This window comes from Pseudonocardia yunnanensis, assembly GCF_039534065.1.
GTDB lineage: Bacteria > Actinomycetota > Actinomycetes > Mycobacteriales > Pseudonocardiaceae > Pseudonocardia > Pseudonocardia yunnanensis.
In genome coordinates this window covers 72,421-89,963 of record NZ_BAAAUS010000043.1, presented here as the reverse complement: position 1 = coordinate 89,963, position 17,543 = coordinate 72,421, and the positions used below count along the sequence as shown (strand labels likewise).

The 17,543-nt window shown below is 72.3% G+C and carries 17 protein-coding genes; 12 read left to right on the top strand and 5 right to left on the bottom strand.

Annotated features, from left to right (window positions below; translation table 11 throughout):
* Positions 1 to 20: 20 nt before the first annotated feature.
* The 4 genes from ABD743_RS33840 (at position 21) to ABD743_RS33825 (ending at position 3,985) form a co-directional block, all read left to right on the top strand.
* Positions 21 to 1,778: an acetyl/propionyl/methylcrotonyl-CoA carboxylase subunit alpha gene (locus ABD743_RS33840; RefSeq protein WP_379659188.1), complete on the top strand. Its 1,758-nt coding sequence runs from the start codon at positions 21 to 23 to the stop codon at positions 1,776 to 1,778.
* 11 nt (positions 1,779 to 1,789) lie between these two features.
* On the top strand, positions 1,790 to 2,335 hold the full coding sequence (locus ABD743_RS33835; RefSeq protein ID WP_344727101.1) for a GNAT family N-acetyltransferase: 546 nt from the start codon (positions 1,790 to 1,792) through the stop codon (positions 2,333 to 2,335).
* 224 nt (positions 2,336 to 2,559) lie between these two features.
* Positions 2,560 to 3,036 carry a hypothetical protein gene (locus ABD743_RS33830; protein WP_344727100.1) on the top strand — a complete coding sequence of 159 codons (477 nt, stop codon included), beginning with the start codon at positions 2,560 to 2,562 and terminating at the stop codon, positions 3,034 to 3,036.
* A gap of 175 nt (positions 3,037 to 3,211) precedes the next feature.
* Positions 3,212 to 3,985, top strand: coding sequence for an ESX secretion-associated protein EspG (locus ABD743_RS33825; protein WP_344727099.1), 774 nt, complete (start codon positions 3,212 to 3,214; stop codon positions 3,983 to 3,985).
* Between the two features lie 58 nt (positions 3,986 to 4,043).
* Here ABD743_RS33825 and ABD743_RS33820 read toward each other — a convergent pair whose 3' ends face one another.
* Positions 4,044 to 4,403 carry a hypothetical protein gene (locus tag ABD743_RS33820; protein ID WP_344727098.1) on the bottom strand — a complete coding sequence of 120 codons (360 nt, stop codon included), beginning with the start codon at positions 4,401 to 4,403 and terminating at the stop codon, positions 4,044 to 4,046.
* A gap of 85 nt (positions 4,404 to 4,488) precedes the next feature.
* On the opposite strand from ABD743_RS33820, the gene ABD743_RS33815 reads away from it, so the two are divergent.
* Together ABD743_RS33815 and ABD743_RS33810 are read left to right on the top strand one after the other, a co-directional pair.
* Positions 4,489 to 4,809, top strand: a complete 321-nt coding sequence (locus ABD743_RS33815; protein WP_344727097.1) for a DUF5808 domain-containing protein — start codon at positions 4,489 to 4,491, stop codon at positions 4,807 to 4,809.
* 102 nt (positions 4,810 to 4,911) lie between these two features.
* Positions 4,912 to 6,342, top strand: coding sequence for an FAD-dependent oxidoreductase (locus ABD743_RS33810; RefSeq protein WP_344727096.1), 1,431 nt, complete (start codon positions 4,912 to 4,914; stop codon positions 6,340 to 6,342).
* Between the two features lie 7 nt (positions 6,343 to 6,349).
* Here the strand turns inward: ABD743_RS33810 and ABD743_RS33805 are convergent, their stop codons facing one another.
* Positions 6,350 to 7,753 carry an NAD(P)H-quinone dehydrogenase gene (locus ABD743_RS33805; RefSeq protein WP_344727095.1) on the bottom strand — a complete coding sequence of 468 codons (1,404 nt, stop codon included), beginning with the start codon at positions 7,751 to 7,753 and terminating at the stop codon, positions 6,350 to 6,352.
* 72 nt (positions 7,754 to 7,825) lie between these two features.
* Here ABD743_RS33805 and ABD743_RS33800 point away from each other — a divergent pair, with 72 nt between their 5' ends.
* Positions 7,826 to 8,275 (top strand): gamma-glutamylcyclotransferase, encoded by a 450-nt coding sequence (locus tag ABD743_RS33800; protein WP_344727094.1) that lies wholly within the window; start codon positions 7,826 to 7,828, stop codon positions 8,273 to 8,275.
* An 82-nt stretch (positions 8,276 to 8,357) separates the two neighbouring features.
* On the opposite strand, the gene ABD743_RS33795 is transcribed toward ABD743_RS33800, so the two are convergent.
* Positions 8,358 to 9,596 carry an amidohydrolase gene (locus ABD743_RS33795; RefSeq protein ID WP_344727093.1) on the bottom strand — a complete coding sequence of 413 codons (1,239 nt, stop codon included), beginning with the start codon at positions 9,594 to 9,596 and terminating at the stop codon, positions 8,358 to 8,360.
* Between the two features lie 406 nt (positions 9,597 to 10,002).
* On the opposite strand from ABD743_RS33795, the gene ABD743_RS33790 reads away from it, so the two are divergent.
* From ABD743_RS33790 to ABD743_RS33775, 4 genes are read left to right on the top strand one after another with little or no spacing between them, the layout of a single operon-like run.
* Complete coding sequence (locus tag ABD743_RS33790; protein WP_344727092.1) at positions 10,003 to 11,640, top strand: serine/threonine-protein kinase; 1,638 nt, start codon at positions 10,003 to 10,005, stop codon at positions 11,638 to 11,640.
* Positions 11,641 to 11,676: 36 nt separating this feature from the next.
* Positions 11,677 to 12,477 (top strand): purine-nucleoside phosphorylase, encoded by an 801-nt coding sequence (locus ABD743_RS33785; RefSeq protein WP_344727091.1) that lies wholly within the window; start codon positions 11,677 to 11,679, stop codon positions 12,475 to 12,477.
* Positions 12,474 to 14,099 (top strand): phospho-sugar mutase, encoded by a 1,626-nt coding sequence (locus ABD743_RS33780; RefSeq protein WP_344727089.1) that lies wholly within the window; start codon positions 12,474 to 12,476, stop codon positions 14,097 to 14,099. The genes ABD743_RS33785 and ABD743_RS33780 overlap by 4 nt, the downstream gene beginning before the upstream one ends.
* A gap of 33 nt (positions 14,100 to 14,132) precedes the next feature.
* Positions 14,133 to 14,708, top strand: a complete 576-nt coding sequence (locus tag ABD743_RS33775) for a TetR/AcrR family transcriptional regulator (protein WP_344727087.1) — start codon at positions 14,133 to 14,135, stop codon at positions 14,706 to 14,708.
* A gap of 218 nt (positions 14,709 to 14,926) precedes the next feature.
* On the opposite strand, the gene upp is transcribed toward ABD743_RS33775, so the two are convergent.
* Both upp and ABD743_RS33765 read right to left on the bottom strand, forming a co-directional pair.
* Positions 14,927 to 15,550 (bottom strand): uracil phosphoribosyltransferase, encoded by a 624-nt coding sequence (gene upp / locus ABD743_RS33770; RefSeq protein WP_344727085.1) that lies wholly within the window; start codon positions 15,548 to 15,550, stop codon positions 14,927 to 14,929.
* Positions 15,551 to 15,576: 26 nt separating this feature from the next.
* Entirely contained in the window at positions 15,577 to 16,041 is a 465-nt protein-coding gene (locus ABD743_RS33765; RefSeq protein ID WP_344727082.1) for a winged helix-turn-helix transcriptional regulator, read from the bottom strand.
* Positions 16,042 to 16,163: 122 nt separating this feature from the next.
* Between ABD743_RS33765 and ABD743_RS33760 the strand changes: the two genes are divergently transcribed.
* Positions 16,164 to 17,537, top strand: a complete 1,374-nt coding sequence (locus ABD743_RS33760; protein ID WP_379659189.1) for an MFS transporter — start codon at positions 16,164 to 16,166, stop codon at positions 17,535 to 17,537.
* Positions 17,538 to 17,543: the final 6 nt, after the last annotated feature.

Sequence of the window (17,543 nt, the reverse complement as noted above, 5' to 3'; positions counted from 1 at the left end):
GGAGGCAGACCGTGGCGCGCTTGAGCAAGGTTCTCGTCGCGAACCGTGGGGAGATCGCCGTTCGCGTCATCAGGGCCTGCCGGGACGCCGGACTTGCGAGCGTTGCCGTGTACGCCGACCCCGACCGTGACGCTCCCTTCGTACGGCTGGCCGATGAGGCGTTCGCCCTCGGCGGCACCACCGCTGCCGACTCGTACCTCGTGTTCGACAAGCTGCTCGACGTGGCGAAGCGCTCCGGCGCCGACTCCGTCCACCCGGGTTACGGCTTCCTCAGCGAGAACGCCGACTTCACGCAGGCCGTCATCGACGCGGGGCTCACGTGGATCGGCCCCACACCGCAGGCCATCCGCGACCTGGGCGACAAGGTCACCGCCCGGCACATCGCCACGCGGGCGGGCGCACCGCTCGTGCCAGGCACCGACGAGCCGGTGAGCGGCGCCGAGGAGGTCGAGGCCTTCGCGGAGGAGTACGGGCTCCCCGTCGCGATCAAGGCCGCGTTCGGCGGCGGTGGCCGCGGCATGAAGGTGGCGCGGGAGAAGAAGGACATCGCCGAGCTCTACGAGTCGGCGGTCCGCGAAGCCGTTGCGGCGTTCGGCCGGGGCGAGTGCTTCGTCGAGCGCTACCTGGACAAACCGCGCCACGTCGAGGCCCAGGTGCTGGCCGACACCCACGGCAACGTGATCGTGGTCGGCACGCGTGACTGCTCGTTGCAGCGCCGGTTCCAGAAGCTCGTGGAGGAGGCGCCCGCCCCGTTCCTCACCGACGAGCAGCGCAGCACGATCCACGAGGCGGCCAAGGCCATCTGCAAGGAGGCCGGCTACCACGGGGCCGGCACCGTGGAGTTCCTCGTCGGGCAGGACGGGTTGATCTCGTTCCTCGAGGTCAACACGCGGCTCCAGGTGGAGCACCCCGTCTCGGAGGAGACGAGCGGGCTCGACCTCGTGCGGGAGCAGTTCCGCATCGCCGAGGGCGAGGTCCTCAACCTGCTCGAGGACCCGCAGCCGCGCGGGCACTCCATCGAGTTCCGGATCAACGGTGAGGACGCCGGTCGCAACTTCCTGCCCGCACCGGGCACGGTGACGTCGATCTCCCTGCCCGCCGGGCCCGGGGTGCGGGTGGACGCCGGGGTCGAGTCGGGCTCGGTGATCGGTGGTCAGTTCGACTCGCTGCTGGCCAAGCTCATCGTCACGGGCTCGGACCGGGCCCAGGCGCTCGAGCGCTCGCGCCGCGCGCTCGCCGAGTTCCAGGTCGAGGGCATGGCGACCGTGCTGCCCTTTCACCGGCTCGTCGTGGACGACCCGGCGTTCGCGGCCACGGAGGAGGGCTTCACCGTCCACACGCGGTGGATCGAGACGGAGTGGGACAACACCGTCGCGCCCTTCGAGGGCGGCGAGGGCGCCGAGGAGGACGCGGGACCGCGGCAGACCGTCGTCGTCGAGGTCGGCGGACGACGGCTGGAGGTCTCGCTGCCCGGTGATCTCGCCATCGGTGGAGGCGGGGGCGCCACGGCCAAGGCGGCGCCCCGCAAGCGCGGCGGCGGCCGGGGTGGCGCGAAGGCGTCCGGCGACGCGGTGACGGCACCCATGCAGGGCACGATCATCAAGGTCGCGGTGTCCGACGGCGACACCGTCTCGGCCGGCGACCTGGTCGTCGTGCTGGAGGCGATGAAGATGGAGAACCCGGTGCTCGCGCACAAGGACGGCACCATCACCGGCCTCGCCGCCGAGGCCGGCAGCTCGGTGTCCCAGGGCACCGTCATCTGCGAGATCAAGGACTGACCGCTCCACGCATGGACCCTGTCGAGATCAACGCCGGCTCCTGGTACCTGCGCGCCCTGCGGGCCGACGACCGCGTCGACGACCGGCCGGCCGTTCTGGCGTCCTGCCGCGATCCGGAGATCCGCCGCTGGCGCGAACGGCCTCCGGCCACCCAGGACGCCGCAGGCGACTACGTGCGTCTGTGTGCACAGCGCTGGAAGCACGACGAGGGCTACACGTGGGCCGTCTGCGAGCCGACCACCGGGGAGATGCTCGGCGAGATCGAGCTGGCAGCCCTCGACCTGGCCGCGGGCACGGCCGAGGCGACCTGCTGGGCACTCCCTGCAGCGCGTGGGCGCGGCATGATCACCACCGCGCTGTCGGCCGTGCTGCGGTTCGCGTTCGCCGGACTGGGGCTACAGCAGGTCACCTACGCCGTGGCCGAGGGCAACGCGGCATCGGCACGGGTGGCGATCAAATGCGGCTTCCGGCCGACGGCGAGGCAGCACTCCGCGTGGGTTTCCGACGGGCGACGCCAGGACGTCCTCATCACGGCGCGGTCGGCGACGGACAGTTGACGATCAACGACAGAGCGTCCTACCGTCGTCGAGCCAGGCGATTCCACAGCGACCCCGCACCGTGCTGGACAAGTGCATAGCGGAAAGCAGTGACGCAAACCCGTGACCACCACGGGGCCCGGTGACTCCGCCACGCGGAAGTGCCGCGCCGCGGATCCGTTCGCCACGCAGGCTCAGGCCGCGCCGCGAACACGCCCCCATCCCGACCGGCGACCAGGATCCGTATGCCCCCCGAGATGTTCGTGACCAGCCACATCCACACCGACGGGCCGATTCCCGGCCCCCATTCCCTACTCACCCTCATCTCCGTCGCGCACACGCTCGACGGGATTCCGACCACGGTGTTCACCACCAACGTGCGTGAACTGCCCGGTGCCACCCTGCACCCGGTCGCCCTCCAGACCTGGAGGCGACGGGCGGAGGACTGGCTCTCCACCCGCCGGGCGAGCCGTCCACCAGCCCTCGCGATGACCGCCTTCGCCCAGTGGATCGACGATCTGCCGGGGCGGCCGGTGTTCGTCGCCGACACCGCAGATCCGGACTACCTGTTCCTGTACTGGTATCTGCAACGCTTCGCCGGCCACTGGCCCTTCGCCAGGACCGTCACCGATGCGGATCTCCACGCCCGCATCGACTGCTCCACCCACTGCCCGCTCGCCGGGTGCCGGATGCCGGAGACGGTGCTGGCGAAGACGAGCTGACACGAGATCGCCACCAGCGACGGGCGGTGCGGACTGCAGCCGCACCGGCCGTCGGCGTTCCGGGGGTCGTTCGCGATCGCACAGCAGATCCCGGGAACGGGCCTGGCGAACGCTCACCCCGGCCTACCGTCGCCCCGACATCTCGCGCAGAACATCTCGCACAGGGGAGGACACCGTGGCCGAGCCGGCCCTCCAGCCCGACACCCCGCGGCACGTGCTCACCGCCGTCGAGTTCGACGTGCTGTGGGAACGGCTGGGGCTGGGGCCCACACCCGTCGTGCTGCGCCTCGACTCACCCGGCCGCACGCACACCGAACGGCGCGATCTCCAGGAATCGGGGTGGCAGGCGCTGCGCAGCCGTGGGCTCGCCGGGCCCACCGGACCCGATCCGGAGCTCGCGCGGCTGCTGCACCTGCTCGCCCGTCCGACCGGCCAGTTGGAGCTGCGCGGCCTGTGGAAGCGCCGCGTCAGGGCCGTGTCCGCGGGTGCCGCGGGCACGTGTGTGCTGGCCGTGCGGCAGGACGCCACCGTCACTCTCGAGGCCCACGGCTCGCTCCCGGCCGCACTGCTCCGCGCGCTCCCCCACTCCGCACCAGGGCCGGGCCGGGCGAGCACGGTTCCGTCCGCCCTGCTCACCTCGGCCACGGCCGCCGCATCCGCCACCGGGCTACGGGCACCGCTCCTCGGCGCGGATGTCCCGCCCACCGAGGCCGGTCTCCTCGCCCGCATGCTCAGCGGCATCACGGCCGGGGCGCAGATCGTCGCGCTGGTCGCCGACCGCTGGGGCGTGCTCCGCCGCTCGGGCGGAGTCCTCGCGATCCTCGACGCGCCGCGCGGGCGCTACCTCCTCACCCGCTCCACGGGCGAGGACGGCGTCGAGTGGACCACGATCGCCCCCACCGACGCCCGCCGCCTGGCCCACCGAATGTCAGAGCTCCTTGCTCCCTGACACAAGCCACCCGTTCCGGCCCGCGGTCAGCGCTCGGCCGTTGCAGGTGCGGCGTCGATCAGCTGAGGTCCTTCGGCGTCAGGCCGCGGCCCACCACCGCGCCCGCGACGCCTGCCACGACCGTGATGCCGGCCAGCAGGATCGCCACCAGGCCGAACCCGCCGACGAGCAGCCCGATCACCGCCGACGCCGCGCCGACGGCGAGCCCCGTGCGGGCCACCGTCGCGCCGGTGCGGCCCCGCGTGACGATCCGGGCCCCCACGGCAGTGAGGATGATCGCGATCAGCCCGCTCAGCGGCGCGAGCACCGCGACCGGCGGGAGGACGAGGAACGCGGCATCGTCCACGAGTTGCGCGCCGACCCCGGCGAGAAGGACGGCGCCGACCGGCACGCGGGAGATGACAGACGGAGTGGTCATGTCTCGAGCGTGCGCTCCTGGCAGGGCACCGACATCGGGGATCGCCCGGAGCCCGTCCCCGGGGTATCCGGCGTAGCGTCCTTGCATGGCCATCGGGTTGGATCAGTTCCTGGCTGCGACCGGCGTGGCGCTCGTGGGCGCGGCAGTGCTCACCGAGCTGCGCAAACCCGCAGGTGAGCGGACCTGGCACGGGAACGTCGTCGGCGTGCCCTACGACCTGCGCCCGCCCACCATGGCTCGGATGCAGGCCTCCCTGTGGAACCCGGACAACCCGGCGCTGCTAGTGCCGCAGGTCTTCGGGGTCGGCTGGTCGGTCAACCTCGCCAGCCTCGCCCGCCCGCTCGGCCTGGCGCCACAAGCCGCAGGCGCTCCCGCCGTCGCACCAGGGACGAACACCGCAGGGTGATCTTGACGCGAGTGGTCCAGAAGATGACCATGGTCTGTCCCGACCATCTCTTCCCCCCGCGCCGGACTCCCCACCCTCGGCGGGGAGCTGCAGGAGTCTTCTGTGCCGTCCGCATCCCGCGTCTTCGCGGAGCTCAGCACGTCCCGGCGCCCGACCGACCCGAGACCGATCATGGGTCGCGCGGTCGTGCTCGGCGCCAGCATGGCGGGGCTCCTGGCCGCGCGCGTGCTCAGCGACCATGCCGACGAGGTCGTCGTCATCGAGCGTGACGCGGCCGACACCGGGTACGAGCCCCGGCCAGGAGTGCCGCAGGGCAGCCAGGTGCACGCGCTCCTGCCGGCGGGCCAGGTCCAGCTCGAACGGTGGTTCCCCGGCTTCGCCGAGGAGGTGATCGCGGCAGGCGCCGTGGTGCCAGAGGCGTCCGGCACCCGGTTGTACATCAACGGCGCACTGCAGCCACCCCCACCGCAGATCGAGGGCTCGGGCGTCGCGCTGGTGACGACCAGGCCGTTCCTCGAAGCCATGGTCCGGCGCCGCATCACGGCGATCGAGAACATCCGGATCGTCCACGGGCGCGCCGAGGGCGTGATCTTCACCGGAGACAGGGCCACGGGCGTGCGGTACCTGCCGACGGACGAGAGCGCCGACGCCGCCTCGGTCACGCAGACGGCGGACCTGGTCGTCGACGCAATGGGCCGGTCGAGCCGCCTCAGCGACTGGCTGGAGGAGAACGGCTGGGACCGGCCTCCGATGCAGCGGATGCCGATCAAGTTGAACTACGCCACGGCGATGTTCCGCCGTGACGAACGGATCAGCGACATCAGCGTCGTCGTGTCACAGACCCGCCCCGCCGAGGACCGGGTCGCCCGGATCGCCGGGATCAACTCCGTCGAGAACGACCGCTGGATCATGTTGATCTCGGGCTACGCGGACGACCGCCCGAGCCGCGATCCCGCCGACTTCGCCGCCCGCTGCCGACGGGATTTCCCGTCCGTCTTCGGGGATATCGCCGAGCAGGCCGAGATGCTCGGCGACGTCATCACCTATCACCAGGCCGACAGCAGGCGCCGGGAGTTCCACGAGCTGACCCGCTTCCCTGCGGGGCTCGTGGCGATCGGCGACGCGGTGGCCTCGTTCAACCCCGTCTACGGGCAGGGCATGACCTCTGCCGCACTCCACGCGTCGTGTCTCTCGGCCTACCTGAGCGGGGCGCCGCGGCTCGACGAGCCTGCGCGGGAGTACTTCGAGAAGGTGCGGGTGATCGTCGACGCGGCCTGGCAGGTCTCGACCATCGCCGACCTCGCGTTGCCCCATGTGGACGGCCCCTACCCGCGTGGATACAAGCTCATCTCCAAGCTCGGCGACACGGTTCTCGCGATGTCGGCGACCGACCCCGAGATGAACCGGCGGATGAGCCTGGTCACCACGATGCTCGCGCACCCGAGCTCGCTGGGCCGGCCCAGCACCCTGCTACGGGCCGTCTGGCTCCGCCTGGTGGCCGGCGTTCAACGCAGGCCGGCGACCGCGGGGTGACGGCGGTTCAGTCCAGGTCGCCGTGGCGCATCAGCTGCCGGCCCGCCTCGGTGATCGAGCCCGACAGCGACGGGTAGACCGAGAACGTGTGGGCGAGGTCCGCAACCGTCAGATTGTTCTGCACGGCCATCGCGATCGGCAGGATCAGCTCGCTCGCGACCGGCGCCACGACGACACCACCCACCACCACTCCGGTGGCGGGACGGCAGAACAGCTTGACGAACCCGCGGCGCAGTCCCTGCATCTTCGCCCGGGGGTTGGTCGAGAGCGGCATCATGATCGTGCGCGCGGGCACCTCGCCGGCGTCGATCGCACGCTGGCTGATCCCGACGGTCGCGATCTCCGGACGCGTGAACACGGCCGCGGCCACCGTCTTCAGCTTGATCGGCGCCACGCCCTCGCCCAGGGCGTGCCACATCGCGATACGGCCCTGCATCGCAGCCACCGACGCGAGCATCAGCAGCCCGGTGCAGTCGCCTGCCGCGTAGACGCCCGGCACGGACGTGCGCGAGACGCGGTCGACAGGGATGAACCCGCCCCGGCCGGTCTCGACGCCGATCTTCTCCAGCCCGATGTCCGTGGTGTTGGGCACCGAGCCGACGGTCATGAGGGCGTGCGAGCCGGTGACCGTGCGACCGTCGGCCAGCGTCACGACGACGCCGTCTCCGTCGCGTTTCACGGAGTCGGCGCGTGCCTGCGAGAGGATTTCGACCCCCCGCTCGGCGAACACGTCCTGCAGCACGGCGGCGGCGTCGGCGTCCTCACCGGGGAGCACGCGGTCGCGGCTGGACACGAGCGTGACCCGGGTGCCCATCTCCACGTACGCGGAGACGAACTCCGCGCCCGTGACACCGGAGCCGATGACGACCAGGTGATCGGGCAGCGACTCGAGGTCGTACAGCTGGCGCCAGGTGAGGATGCGCTCCCCGTCGGGGACGGCGTCGGGGAGCACCCGCGGTGTGGCGCCTGTGGCGATCAGCACGACGTCGGCCGGAAGCACTTCCGTGTTCCCGTCGGCTCCCCGGGCCTCGACGATGTGGGGCGCCCGCGCGGAGGGCTCGTCGGTGAACACGCCCGTGCCGCGGATGATCCGCACACCCTCGCGCTCCACGCGCGCCCGAACGTCCGCAGACTGGGCCAGCGCGAGGCGCTTGACGCGGGCGTTCACTGTGGGCAGGTCGACGCCGATGGTCTTCGGGTCGGCAACAATGCCCAGGTCAGGGGCACGATGCAGGTCGACGCGGATACCGGCCGACGAGATCAAGGTCTTGGACGGGACGCAGTCGTCGAGCACACAGGCCCCACCCATGCCGTCACGTTCGACGACGGTGACGTCGCTGCCGTGCTGGGCTGCCACCAGTGCGGCCTCGTACCCTGCCGGGCCCCCGCCCATGATCACGATGCGCGTCACCGCGGCGTGCCTCCTCCTGATGTCCGGTTCCCCCAGCACCGTACGCGGGCCGTGGCGCTCTACTCTGTGCCGGTGCCCCTGTACGCCGCCTACGGGTCGAACATGGATCCCGACCAGATGAAGGAGCGTGCCCCGCACTCGCCGATGGCGGGTACCGGGTGGCTCCTCGGCTGGCGGTTGACCTTCGGCGGCGAGGACTACGGGTGGGAGGGCGCCCTCTCCACTGTGGTCGAGGACTCCGACTCGCAGGTCTTCGTCGTGCTCTACGACGTCTCGGAGCTCGACGCGGCGCAGCTCGACCGATGGGAGGGCGGCGAGCTGGGGCTGCACAAGAAGCTCCGGCTGCGCGTGCACACGCTGGACGGCGACGTTCTCGCGTGGATCTACGTGCTCGACGCCTACGAGGGCGGCATGCCGAGCGCCCGCTACCTCGGAGTGATCGCCGACGCCGCCGAGCACGCCGGAGCGCCCGCCGACTATGTGTCGGCGCTGCGTAACCGCCCTAGCGGCAAGTCCGTCTGACGCCGTTCGGGCGCCAGGCCTGCGCGACTCGCACACCCGAAACGGGCGACTCGCGGGGTGACCGCGAGCCGCCCGCGGGGCGTCAGGAGGTGAGGGCGGTCAGAGCGGACTGGATGAGGACCCGGACCCCGAAGGGCAAGGCGCGCTCGTCGAGGTCGAACGTGGGCTGGTGGATGTCGCGCATCGGCCCGTGGCCCGGCCACACCCCGAGCCGCGCCATGGCGCCGGGGGCGTGCTCCAGGTACCAGGCGAAGTCCTCGCCACCGCTGCTCTGCTCGGTGCTGGTGGAGGCGTCGACACCGCCCACCGTGACCGCTGACGAGGCGAGCATGCCTGCGCTCACCGCTTCGTTGACCACCGGCGGCACGCCGCGGATGTGCTCGAGTACATAGCCTGCGCCGGTGGGCGCGAGCAGCGCTGTGACCAGTGCGCGGACCTTGACCTCCAGCTCGCCCCACGTGTTGTGGTCGGCAGTGCGCAAGGTGCCCCGAAGGACACCCTGTTGTGGGATCGCGTTGGCCGCTTCCCCCGCCTGTACGGCCCCCCAGACCAGCACGGTGCCCGAGCGCGGGTCGACCTGCCGGGTGAGGAGCAGCGGCAGCTGCGTGATGATGAGCCCGAGTGCCTCGATCAGGTCGGCGGTCAGATGCGGTCGTGAGGTGTGGCCACCCGGCGAGGTGAGCCGGATCTCCAGGACGTCGCAGGCCGACGTGATCGGCCCGACCCTCGTGCCGACCTTGCCGACCTCCAGGCGGGGGTCGCAGTGCAGCGCGAAGATGCGCTCGACGCCGTCCATGACGCCGTCGGCCACCATGTCGATCGCACCGCCGGGCTGGATCTCCTCGGCAGGCTGGAAGAGGAGCCGCACACGGCCGGGCAACGACGGCGCGGAGGCGAGGGCGAGCCCGGCCCCGAGCAGCATGGCGGTGTGGGCGTCGTGGCCGCAGGCGTGCATCACGCCGTCGACGGTGGAGGCGAAGGGCAGACCGGTGTCCTCCTGGAGGGGCAGCGCGTCCAGATCGGCGCGCAGCGCGACGCAACGGTCGCCGAAGCCGATGTCACAGACGAGGCCGGTGCCGCCGGGGAGGGTGCGGGGCTCGAGCCCGGCCGCCATGAGCCGCCGCGCCACCAACTCGGTGGTGCGGTGTTCGGCGCGTCCGAGCTCCGGTACGGAGTGCAGGGCACGTCGCCACGCGACGACGTCGGTGCGATGGGCCTTGAGCCAGGACTCCAGCCATGGCGGGCCGCTGCCCGCGCCTAGGTCAATCACGGCCAGCTCCGCCGGTGGCACGAGGTCGGTGTGTGCCTCCAGCAAGGTCACCGCACACCACCGCGCGCGGTGGTCCTCCGGCGACCGGTCGCAGCGCGCGTCGTCAGTGACGCGCGCATCGAGGCTGCTCTGCAGTGCATCTGGCCATGGTGCTCACCCGGACGGCGGTGTACCAACCGGAATCGCATGTATGCCTGAAATACGCGCCGAGGTGTTGCGGATCTGCTGCGGGCGGGCACGCAGGCAGTGACGAACGGTCGCGTGGCACTGAGACAAACGGGGGTAGGCGCCGCTCGTCGCTGGTCGTTGCGGGCCTGACCGAAACACCGTGTGGCGGCGATTCCCCCACAGGGCTCTCGCGCCACCCACACCGGTTGTGCTGGACGCGATCGGTGGACGGCGCTGTGCACGCGGGGGGCGGCAGCGGCCTCCGCGTGCGTCCAGGGAGAATGCACGGGTGTCGCAGGACAGCCCGGGGGACCAGCACGTGCGCCGGATCGGTGGCCGTTACCGGCTCGCCGATCTTCTCGGCAGCGGCGCAATGGGCACGGTGTGGGCAGGCTACGACGAGGTGCTACAGCGCCGGGTGGCGGTCAAGGAGCTGAAAGTCCCTCCCGGGGTGCCCGATCACGAGGCGGCAGAGGCTCGGGAGCGCATCATGCGCGAGGCGCGGGCCCTCGGTGGTCTGTCGCACCCGAACATCATCACCGTGTTCGACGTCGTCGAGGTCGACGGGGCACCGGTGGTCGTCCTGGAGCTCGTACCGTCGCGCAACCTCGCCACGATGATCAGTGAGCAGGGCACGCTCACGCTGCAGCAGAGCGCCGTGGTGGGCTTCGCCACAGCGGGCGGGCTGCGGGCGGCGCACCGGAGCGGGATCACGCACCGGGACGTCAAGCCCGGCAACGTCCTCGTGGCCGACGACGGCCGCGTCAAGCTCACCGACTTCGGCATCGCCCGCAACGTCGCCGACGCCCCCATGACCAGCGTCGGGCTCGTCCTCGGCTCTCCCGCATACATCGCGCCCGAGGTCGCGGCGGGCCAGCCGGTCACGCCGGCCGCGGACCTGTGGGGGCTCGGCGCCACGCTCTTCGCCGCGATCGAGGGCCGTCCGCCCTACGACGTCAACGGCGACCCGGTGTCCACGATCACCGAAGTGGTGGACGGCGAGGTCCCGCGGCCGCGGTCGTCGAGCCCTGTGGCGGACGTCATCATGGCGCTGATGGTGAAGGACCCCGACGGGCGGATGCCGCTCGAGGAGGTCCGCCACCGGCTGCGCCCGCTCATCGACGACCCCGACGACCCCCTCTACCCCGGTTCGCCGGACGCTCCGACGATCGGCGCCGGGATCCTCGTTCCGAGCGCGGCGCGGGCGGCGAGCAGCGCCCCCCGCCCCGCGCCCCTGCCGCCCGCACCGACAGGTGGGCGTCCGGTCGCCGACCCCGCACCGCTCGCCGCCTCGCCCGGCCCGCTGCCGCAGATGCGTACCAGGCCACCCACCCAGCCACGGCCGATCGCCGGTTCGGCTCCGCGACGGCACGCGGCCACCGCCGAACCGCTCACGGGATGGGCCGCGGCGGGGATGGTGGTGGCGGGCGCCGCGGTCGTCCTGGCCGGCGCTTTCGGCGGCTGGACGATCACGCGGCTCCTGGCCGGGCAGTCCCCGCTCACCACGGTCAACGTCACATCGGCCGGCACCTCGCTGCGTCAGCACAACGACGGTCTCGGCTTCACGCTCCCGGTGCCGCAGGACTGGACCGAGTACCGGAACGAGCCGCTCGAGGGTTTGCCGACGGTCAACTTCATCAGCACGGACGGCACCGAGGGGCTCGCGGTGGCGCAGGCCGAGTCCAAGGAGAAGGCGCAGGCCGTGGCGGGCACGGTGCTGGGTTCGCTGATGGTCCCCACGAACGCCTCGCCCGAGGCCGTGCAACTGCGCTACGAGTCCGCCGAACGCACGTCGTGGCGCCGTATCGTGCCCGCTCCCAAAGGCGTGTGGACCGTCACGCTGACGGTCCCCCGCGTCGCGGCCGGAAACACGTCGGCCAACCTTTTCGAGCGGATCGCCGACGGTTTCATGCTCACCAGCACCTGACCGCGGCGGACGTCCCGGATCGTTAGGCTCGCATTCATGAGCGTCGAGGTCTCCGCGCCACCCGCCGCAGCCGCGGCCGCAGCCATCACCGCAGCCACCGGAGTGGACGCCCACGACGTCGCCGTCGTGCTCGGCTCGGGCTGGCGACCCGCCGCCGACCTGATCGGCGAACCTTCCCACGAGGTCGCGATGGCCGACCTTCCCGGTTTCGTCCCCCCTGTCGTCGCGGGTCACGGCGGGACGATCCGCTCGGTGCCGGTCGGCGAGCGCCGCGCGCTCGTGCTGCTCGGTCGCACCCATCTCTACGAGGGCCACGGCGTCGAGGCGGTGGCGCACGGCGTGCGCACGGCCGCGGCCGCGGGCTGCCGCGCGGTGCTGCTCACCAACGCCGCGGGTGGGATCCGGGAGGGCATGCGGGTCGGCGACCCCGTGCTGATCTCCGACCACCTCAACCTGACCGCACGCTCGTCGCTGGTCGGCCCGCGCTTCACCGACCTCACCGACCTGTACTCCCCGCGGCTGCGCGCGCTGGCCCGGGAGATCGACCCCTCGCTGTCCGAGGGTGTCTACGCCGGTCTGCCGGGACCGCACTTCGAGACCCCGGCAGAGATCCGGATGCTCCGCGCGCTGGGCGCCGACCTCGTCGGGATGTCCACCGTGCTGGAGGCGATCGCGGCTCGCGCCGAGGGCGTCGAGGTGTTCGGGCTGTCGCTGGTCACCAACCTGGCCGCCGGGATGACCGGCGAGCCGCTCGACCACCACGAGGTGCTCGCCGCGGGTGTGGCGTCGGCCGGCCGGATGGGCAAGCTGTTGCGCGACTTGATCGCCCGCTCGTGACACTGCGGCCCGACCTGCGTGACGCCGCCACCCGCTGGATCGCCGACGACCCCGACCCGCAGACCCGCACGGAGCTGCAGCGGGTGCTGGCCGCGGCGATGGTGGGCACCCCCGGGGCGGTGGAGGACCTCAGCGACCGGATGTCCGGGATGCTGCGCTTCGGCACCGCCGGGCTACGCGGACCGGTGCGGGCCGGGCCCGCGGGGATGAACGTGGCCGTGGTCCGGCGGGCCACCGCCGGGCTCGCCGCCTGGCTGGCCGGCAGGGGCGAGCGGGGGCCGGTGGTGGTCGGCCGCGACGCGCGGCACGGATCGGAGGCCTTCGCGGCCGCCGCCGCCGAGGTGCTGGCGGGTGCAGGCTTCCCGGTGCTCGCCCTGCCCGGGCCGCTGCCCACGCCACTGCTGGCCTTCGCGGTCCGCGAGCTCGGCGGCGTGGCGGGGGTGCAGATCACCGCGTCGCACAACCCGCCGGCGGACAACGGCTACAAGGTCTATCTGGCCGACGGCGCGCAGATCGCGCCACCCGCGGACACCGAGATCGAGGCGGCGATCGCGGCCTCACCGCCGGCGGTCGCCGTGCCGACCGGTGCCGCAGGCGCCGTGTCCACCGTGGACGTCAGCGAGGCCTACCTCGACCGCGTCGGACGGCTCCCGCGCGGCACCGCCCGGCAGCTGCGGGTGGCACTCACCCCGCTGCACGGGGTCGGCGGGGCCACGGCGGTGCACGCACTGCACCGGGCGGGGTTCACGGACGTGCACGTCGTGGCCGCACAGGCCGTGCCGGACCCGGACTTCCCGACCGTCGCCTTCCCCAACCCGGAGGAGCCGGGGGCACTGGACGCGGTGCTCGCGCTGGCGGCCGAGGTGGACGCGGATCTCGCAATCGCGCTCGACCCGGACGCCGACCGGTGCGCGCTCGCGGTGCCCGCCGCGGACGGGTGGCGAATGCTCACCGGTGACGAGACCGGCGTGCTGCTCGGCGATCACCTGCTGCGCTCCGGCGCCGCCCGCGGAGTTCCCTACCGCGATCCGCTGGTGGCCACCACCGTCGTCTCGTCCTCGATGCTCCGATCCGTCGCCGCGGCGCACGGGGCGCGCTACGCCGAGACGCTCACCGGCTTCAAGTGGATCGTCCGCGGCGGCCCGGGGCTCGTCTACGGCTACGAAGAGGCCCTCGGCTACTGCGTCGACCCGGGCGCCGTGCGAGACAAGGACGGCATCGCGGCCGCCGTGCTCGCCTGCGACCTGGCGGCAGGGCTGAAGGCCGCGGGGCTGAGCCTCCCCGACCGGCTCGACGAGCTCGCCGTCGCCCACGGGGTGCACCGCACGGAAGGGCTGTCGGTGCGCCTGGACCCGGCGGGCCGCCACGCCATGCTCGAGCGGCTGCGGACGGCCCCGCCCGCCGGCTGGACGGCCGAACGACCCGCACCCGACGTCCTCGTCCTCCGGCGCCCGGGCGAGCGCCTGGTGGTCCGCCCCTCCGGCACGGAACCGAAGCTGAAGGCGTACCTGGAGGTCGTCGAGCCCGTGGCGGGTGGTCCGGGGCTGGACGCCGCGACGTCCGCGGCGCAGGCCCGGCTCGACGCCCTGCGCGCGGAAGTCCTCCAGCTACTGGATGCCTGACGCCGTCCGAGCGGTTCGTACTAGCCTGCGCCGATGGCCCGGCCCAAGGTCCACGACGAGGCGCTGCGGAACCGGCTTCTCGACTGCGCGCTGGAGCGGGTCTGCGCCGACGGCGTGCCCGCGCTCCGTCTTCGTTCTCTCGCCGCCGAGTGCGGCACGTCCACCACCGCCGTCTATTCGCTGTTCGGCGGGAAGGCAGGCCTGCTGAGGGCACTGTTCGACGAGGCGCTGCAGCAGTTCCGCGCCCACCTCGCCGTGACCCCGGGCGGCGACAGCCTCGACGACCTGGTCCGGCTGGCGCTGGCCTACCGGCGTGGAGCGCTCGAGCAGCCACACCTCTTCGAGGTGGTGTTCGACCGGGACACTCCCGGTCTCGCGAGCGACGCCGCACTCGCTCCGTTGCGCGAGTTCGTGGAGCGGGCCATCAAGGACGACGCGTTGCGGCCCGACATCGACCCGTCCACCGCAGCGCTCGCGCTCTGGGCGACCGTCCACGGGTGGGTGTCGCTGCAGCTGCGAGGCCTGCTCCCGCCAGGCGCCGAGACCCGCTTCGAGGACGTGCTGCGGTGCGTCACGGCAGGCTGGGCCCCGGCTCAACGCACACTCTGAACGAGCGGCACGTCAGTCCAGACCTATTGGACCAACGTGCCGCTCGTGCCACGGGGAGACAGCGGGCCGGGGCCGTGCTGCGACCCCTCACGAGCACCGCGGGAAAGCGCTCGTTCGGTCACCACCCTCGGCCCGCCGTCACCGGCTACCTCGCTCCCTGCGCTCCCGGCGTCTCGTCGCGGGCCGGGATTCACCGGTAGCGGTGACGGGCGGCGGTGTCAGACGGCGCCGAACTGGCGGTCCCCAGCGTCACCCAGGCCCGGGACGATGAACGCCGAGTCGTTCAGCCGCTCGTCGATGCTGGCGGTGATCACCCGCACCGGCAGCCCGCTGCCCCGCAGGAGCTCGATTCCCTCGGGAGCGGCCAGCACACAGATCGCGCTGACGTCGGTGGCGCCGCGCTCGGTGAGGAGCCGGATCGTGTGCGCCATCGACCCGCCCGTGGCGAGCATCGGGTCGAGCACGAACACCGGGCGCCCCTCCAGCGTCTCCGGCAACGACTCCATGTACGGGACGGGCCGGTGGGTCTCCTCGTCGCGGGCGAGCCCGACGAACCCCATCTGCGCCTCCGGCATGAGCCCCAGCGCCGCGTCGGCCATGCCGAGCCCGGCGCGCAGCACAGGCACCAGCAGCGGCGGGTTCGACAGCCGGTAGCCGACGGTGCGGGCGACGGGCGTGTGCAACGGAGCCGACGCCAGCGGCGCATCACGGGTGGCCTCGTAGATCAGCATCAGGGTCAGGTCGCGCAGCGCCGCCCGGAAGGTGGGGTTGTCCGTGCGCGCGTCGCGCAGCTCGGAGAGCCGGGTCTTGGCCAATGGGTGGTCGACCACCTGCACGTCCATGTGCAGAGGCTAGCGTCGCCCGCGGTTCACACGGCTCCCATCGCCCCGGCTCGTTCCTGCGCCCTCGCGTCATAGTCCGCCCGAGCGGCGGCGATCTCGTTCTGGTGGGCCTCGGTCCAGGTGACCAGGGCCCGGATCGTCTCGTGCAGCGTGCCGCCGAGGGGTGTGAGCTCGTAGTCCACCCGCGGCGGGACGACGGGGTGCACCGTGCGGAGCACCAGCCCGTCGCGTTCGAGCTGGCGCAGGGTGACGGTGAGCATGCGCTGGCTGACGCCGTCGATCGCGCGTCGCAGCTCCGTGAACCGCATCGAGCGCTGCTCGAGCAGGGCGATGACCAGCAACGACCACTTGTCGGCCACCCGGTCCAGGATCTGGCGGACCTCGCAGTCCTCCCGGGTGTCCCACTGGTGGACGTCCCAGCGCGGGTCGTCGTCAGGGAGCAGATGGGTGTCGCCGCAGTGCCTCGGTGACTTCGAAGTGCCTTCTTCCACGATTCGGGATGGTGACTCACGATGGGGTCGGTTACAAGAAAGAACCGGCTTTTCCCTGCGCCAACAGACCGAAGGAGACGAAAGCGGTGTCCGTTTCTGCGTCACCCGCGCTCGCCGAGCGCATGAGTGGCCGCGCCTGGGGGCTCTTGCTCGTGCTGTGCGGCGCGATCTTCCTCGAGGGCATCGACGTCTCGATGATGGGTGTGGCCCTGCCGTCGATCCGCGCCGATCTCGGCATGTCCACGGGTTCGCTGCAGTGGGTGGTGACCGCCTACGTGCTCGGTTACGGCGGCTTCGTGCTGCTCGGTGGTCGGGCGGCCGACCTCCTGGGCAGGCGGCGGATGTTCCTCACCTGGCTCGTGGTGTTCGTGGTCTTCTCCGGCCTCGGAGGCCTCGCCACCGACGTCTGGCTCCTCGTCCTCGCCCGCTTCGTCACGGGGGTGGCCGCGGCGTTCATGGCGCCCGCGGGGCTCTCCATCATCACCACCACCTTCGCCGCGGGCCGCGCCCGCAACCGCGCCGTCCTCGTCTACGCAGGCGCGGGGGCGGGCGGGTTCTCGCTCGGCATGGTCGCCGGCGGCTTGCTGACCGCCGTCGGCTGGCGGTGGGTGTTCTTCGCACCCGTGCTGATGGCCGCGGTGATCCTGGTCGCAGCTGTGTTGCTCATCCCGCGGGAGCCGCGGCCTGCGCCGATATCAGGCGGCTTCGACGTCGCCGGCACGGTGACACTGACCGGCGCCATGATGCTGCTCGTCGTGACGGTGGTGCGGGCGCCGGACGTCGGGCTCTGGACGACGCTCGGCACGCTCGCCGCCACCGTCGCGCTCTTCGTGACGTTCGTGCTCGTCGAGCGTCGATCGGCGGCCCCGCTCGTCCGGCTGGGGATCCTGCGTTCCGCGCCCCTGCTGCGGGCGAACGCCGGCGCGCTGCTTCTGATCGGCTCGTTCATGGCGTTCCAGTTCACGGTGGTGCTCTACCTGCAGGAGCTGCGCGGCTGGTCCGAGGTCGAGACGGGTCTCGCCCTCGCCGTCGCCGGCATCGACGCCGTGCTCGCGCCGACCCTCACCCCGGTGCTGGTGAACCGCTTCGGCAACGCCCGTGTGATCGTCGGCGGGCTGGTGTTCTCGGCGCTCGCCTATCTGCTGTTCCTGTCGGTCGGGCCCGACTGGGGCTACGTCGCGATGCTCCCCGCGCTCCTCGTGCTGGGCGTCGGCTTCGCCCTCGCCTACGGGCCGCTGACGATCGCGGCCACCGACGGCGTCGCCGATGAGGAGCAGGGGCTTGCGAGCGCACTGCTCACCACGTCGTTCCAGTTCGGCGCCGCTCTCGGGCTCGCCGTGGTGGCGGCGGTGATCGTCGCCAACACCGCGGACGGCTCACCGCAGGCCGCACTCGACGGCCTGCGATCCGGGCTGCTGGTCCCGGTGGCAGGCGCCGTGGTCGGCGTACTCCTCACCTCGGCCGGGTTGCGCAAGCGGGCGGTGCGGGCCGCCTGACCGCTG

Coding starts and splice junctions, on each gene's coding strand:
- ABD743_RS33835 (WP_344727101.1), top strand. CDS start 1,790: ATGGACCCTGTCGAGATCAACGCCGGCTCCTGGTACCTGCGCGCCCTG.
- ABD743_RS33830 (WP_344727100.1), top strand. CDS start 2,560: ATGCCCCCCGAGATGTTCGTGACCAGCCACATCCACACCGACGGGCCG.
- ABD743_RS33820 (WP_344727098.1), bottom strand. CDS start 4,403: ATGACCACTCCGTCTGTCATCTCCCGCGTGCCGGTCGGCGCCGTCCTT.
- ABD743_RS33815 (WP_344727097.1), top strand. CDS start 4,489: ATGGCCATCGGGTTGGATCAGTTCCTGGCTGCGACCGGCGTGGCGCTC.
- ABD743_RS33785 (WP_344727091.1), top strand. CDS start 11,677: ATGAGCGTCGAGGTCTCCGCGCCACCCGCCGCAGCCGCGGCCGCAGCC.
- ABD743_RS33775 (WP_344727087.1), top strand. CDS start 14,133: ATGGCCCGGCCCAAGGTCCACGACGAGGCGCTGCGGAACCGGCTTCTC.
- upp (WP_344727085.1), bottom strand. CDS start 15,550: ATGGACGTGCAGGTGGTCGACCACCCATTGGCCAAGACCCGGCTCTCC.
- ABD743_RS33760 (WP_379659189.1), top strand. CDS start 16,164: ATGAGTGGCCGCGCCTGGGGGCTCTTGCTCGTGCTGTGCGGCGCGATC.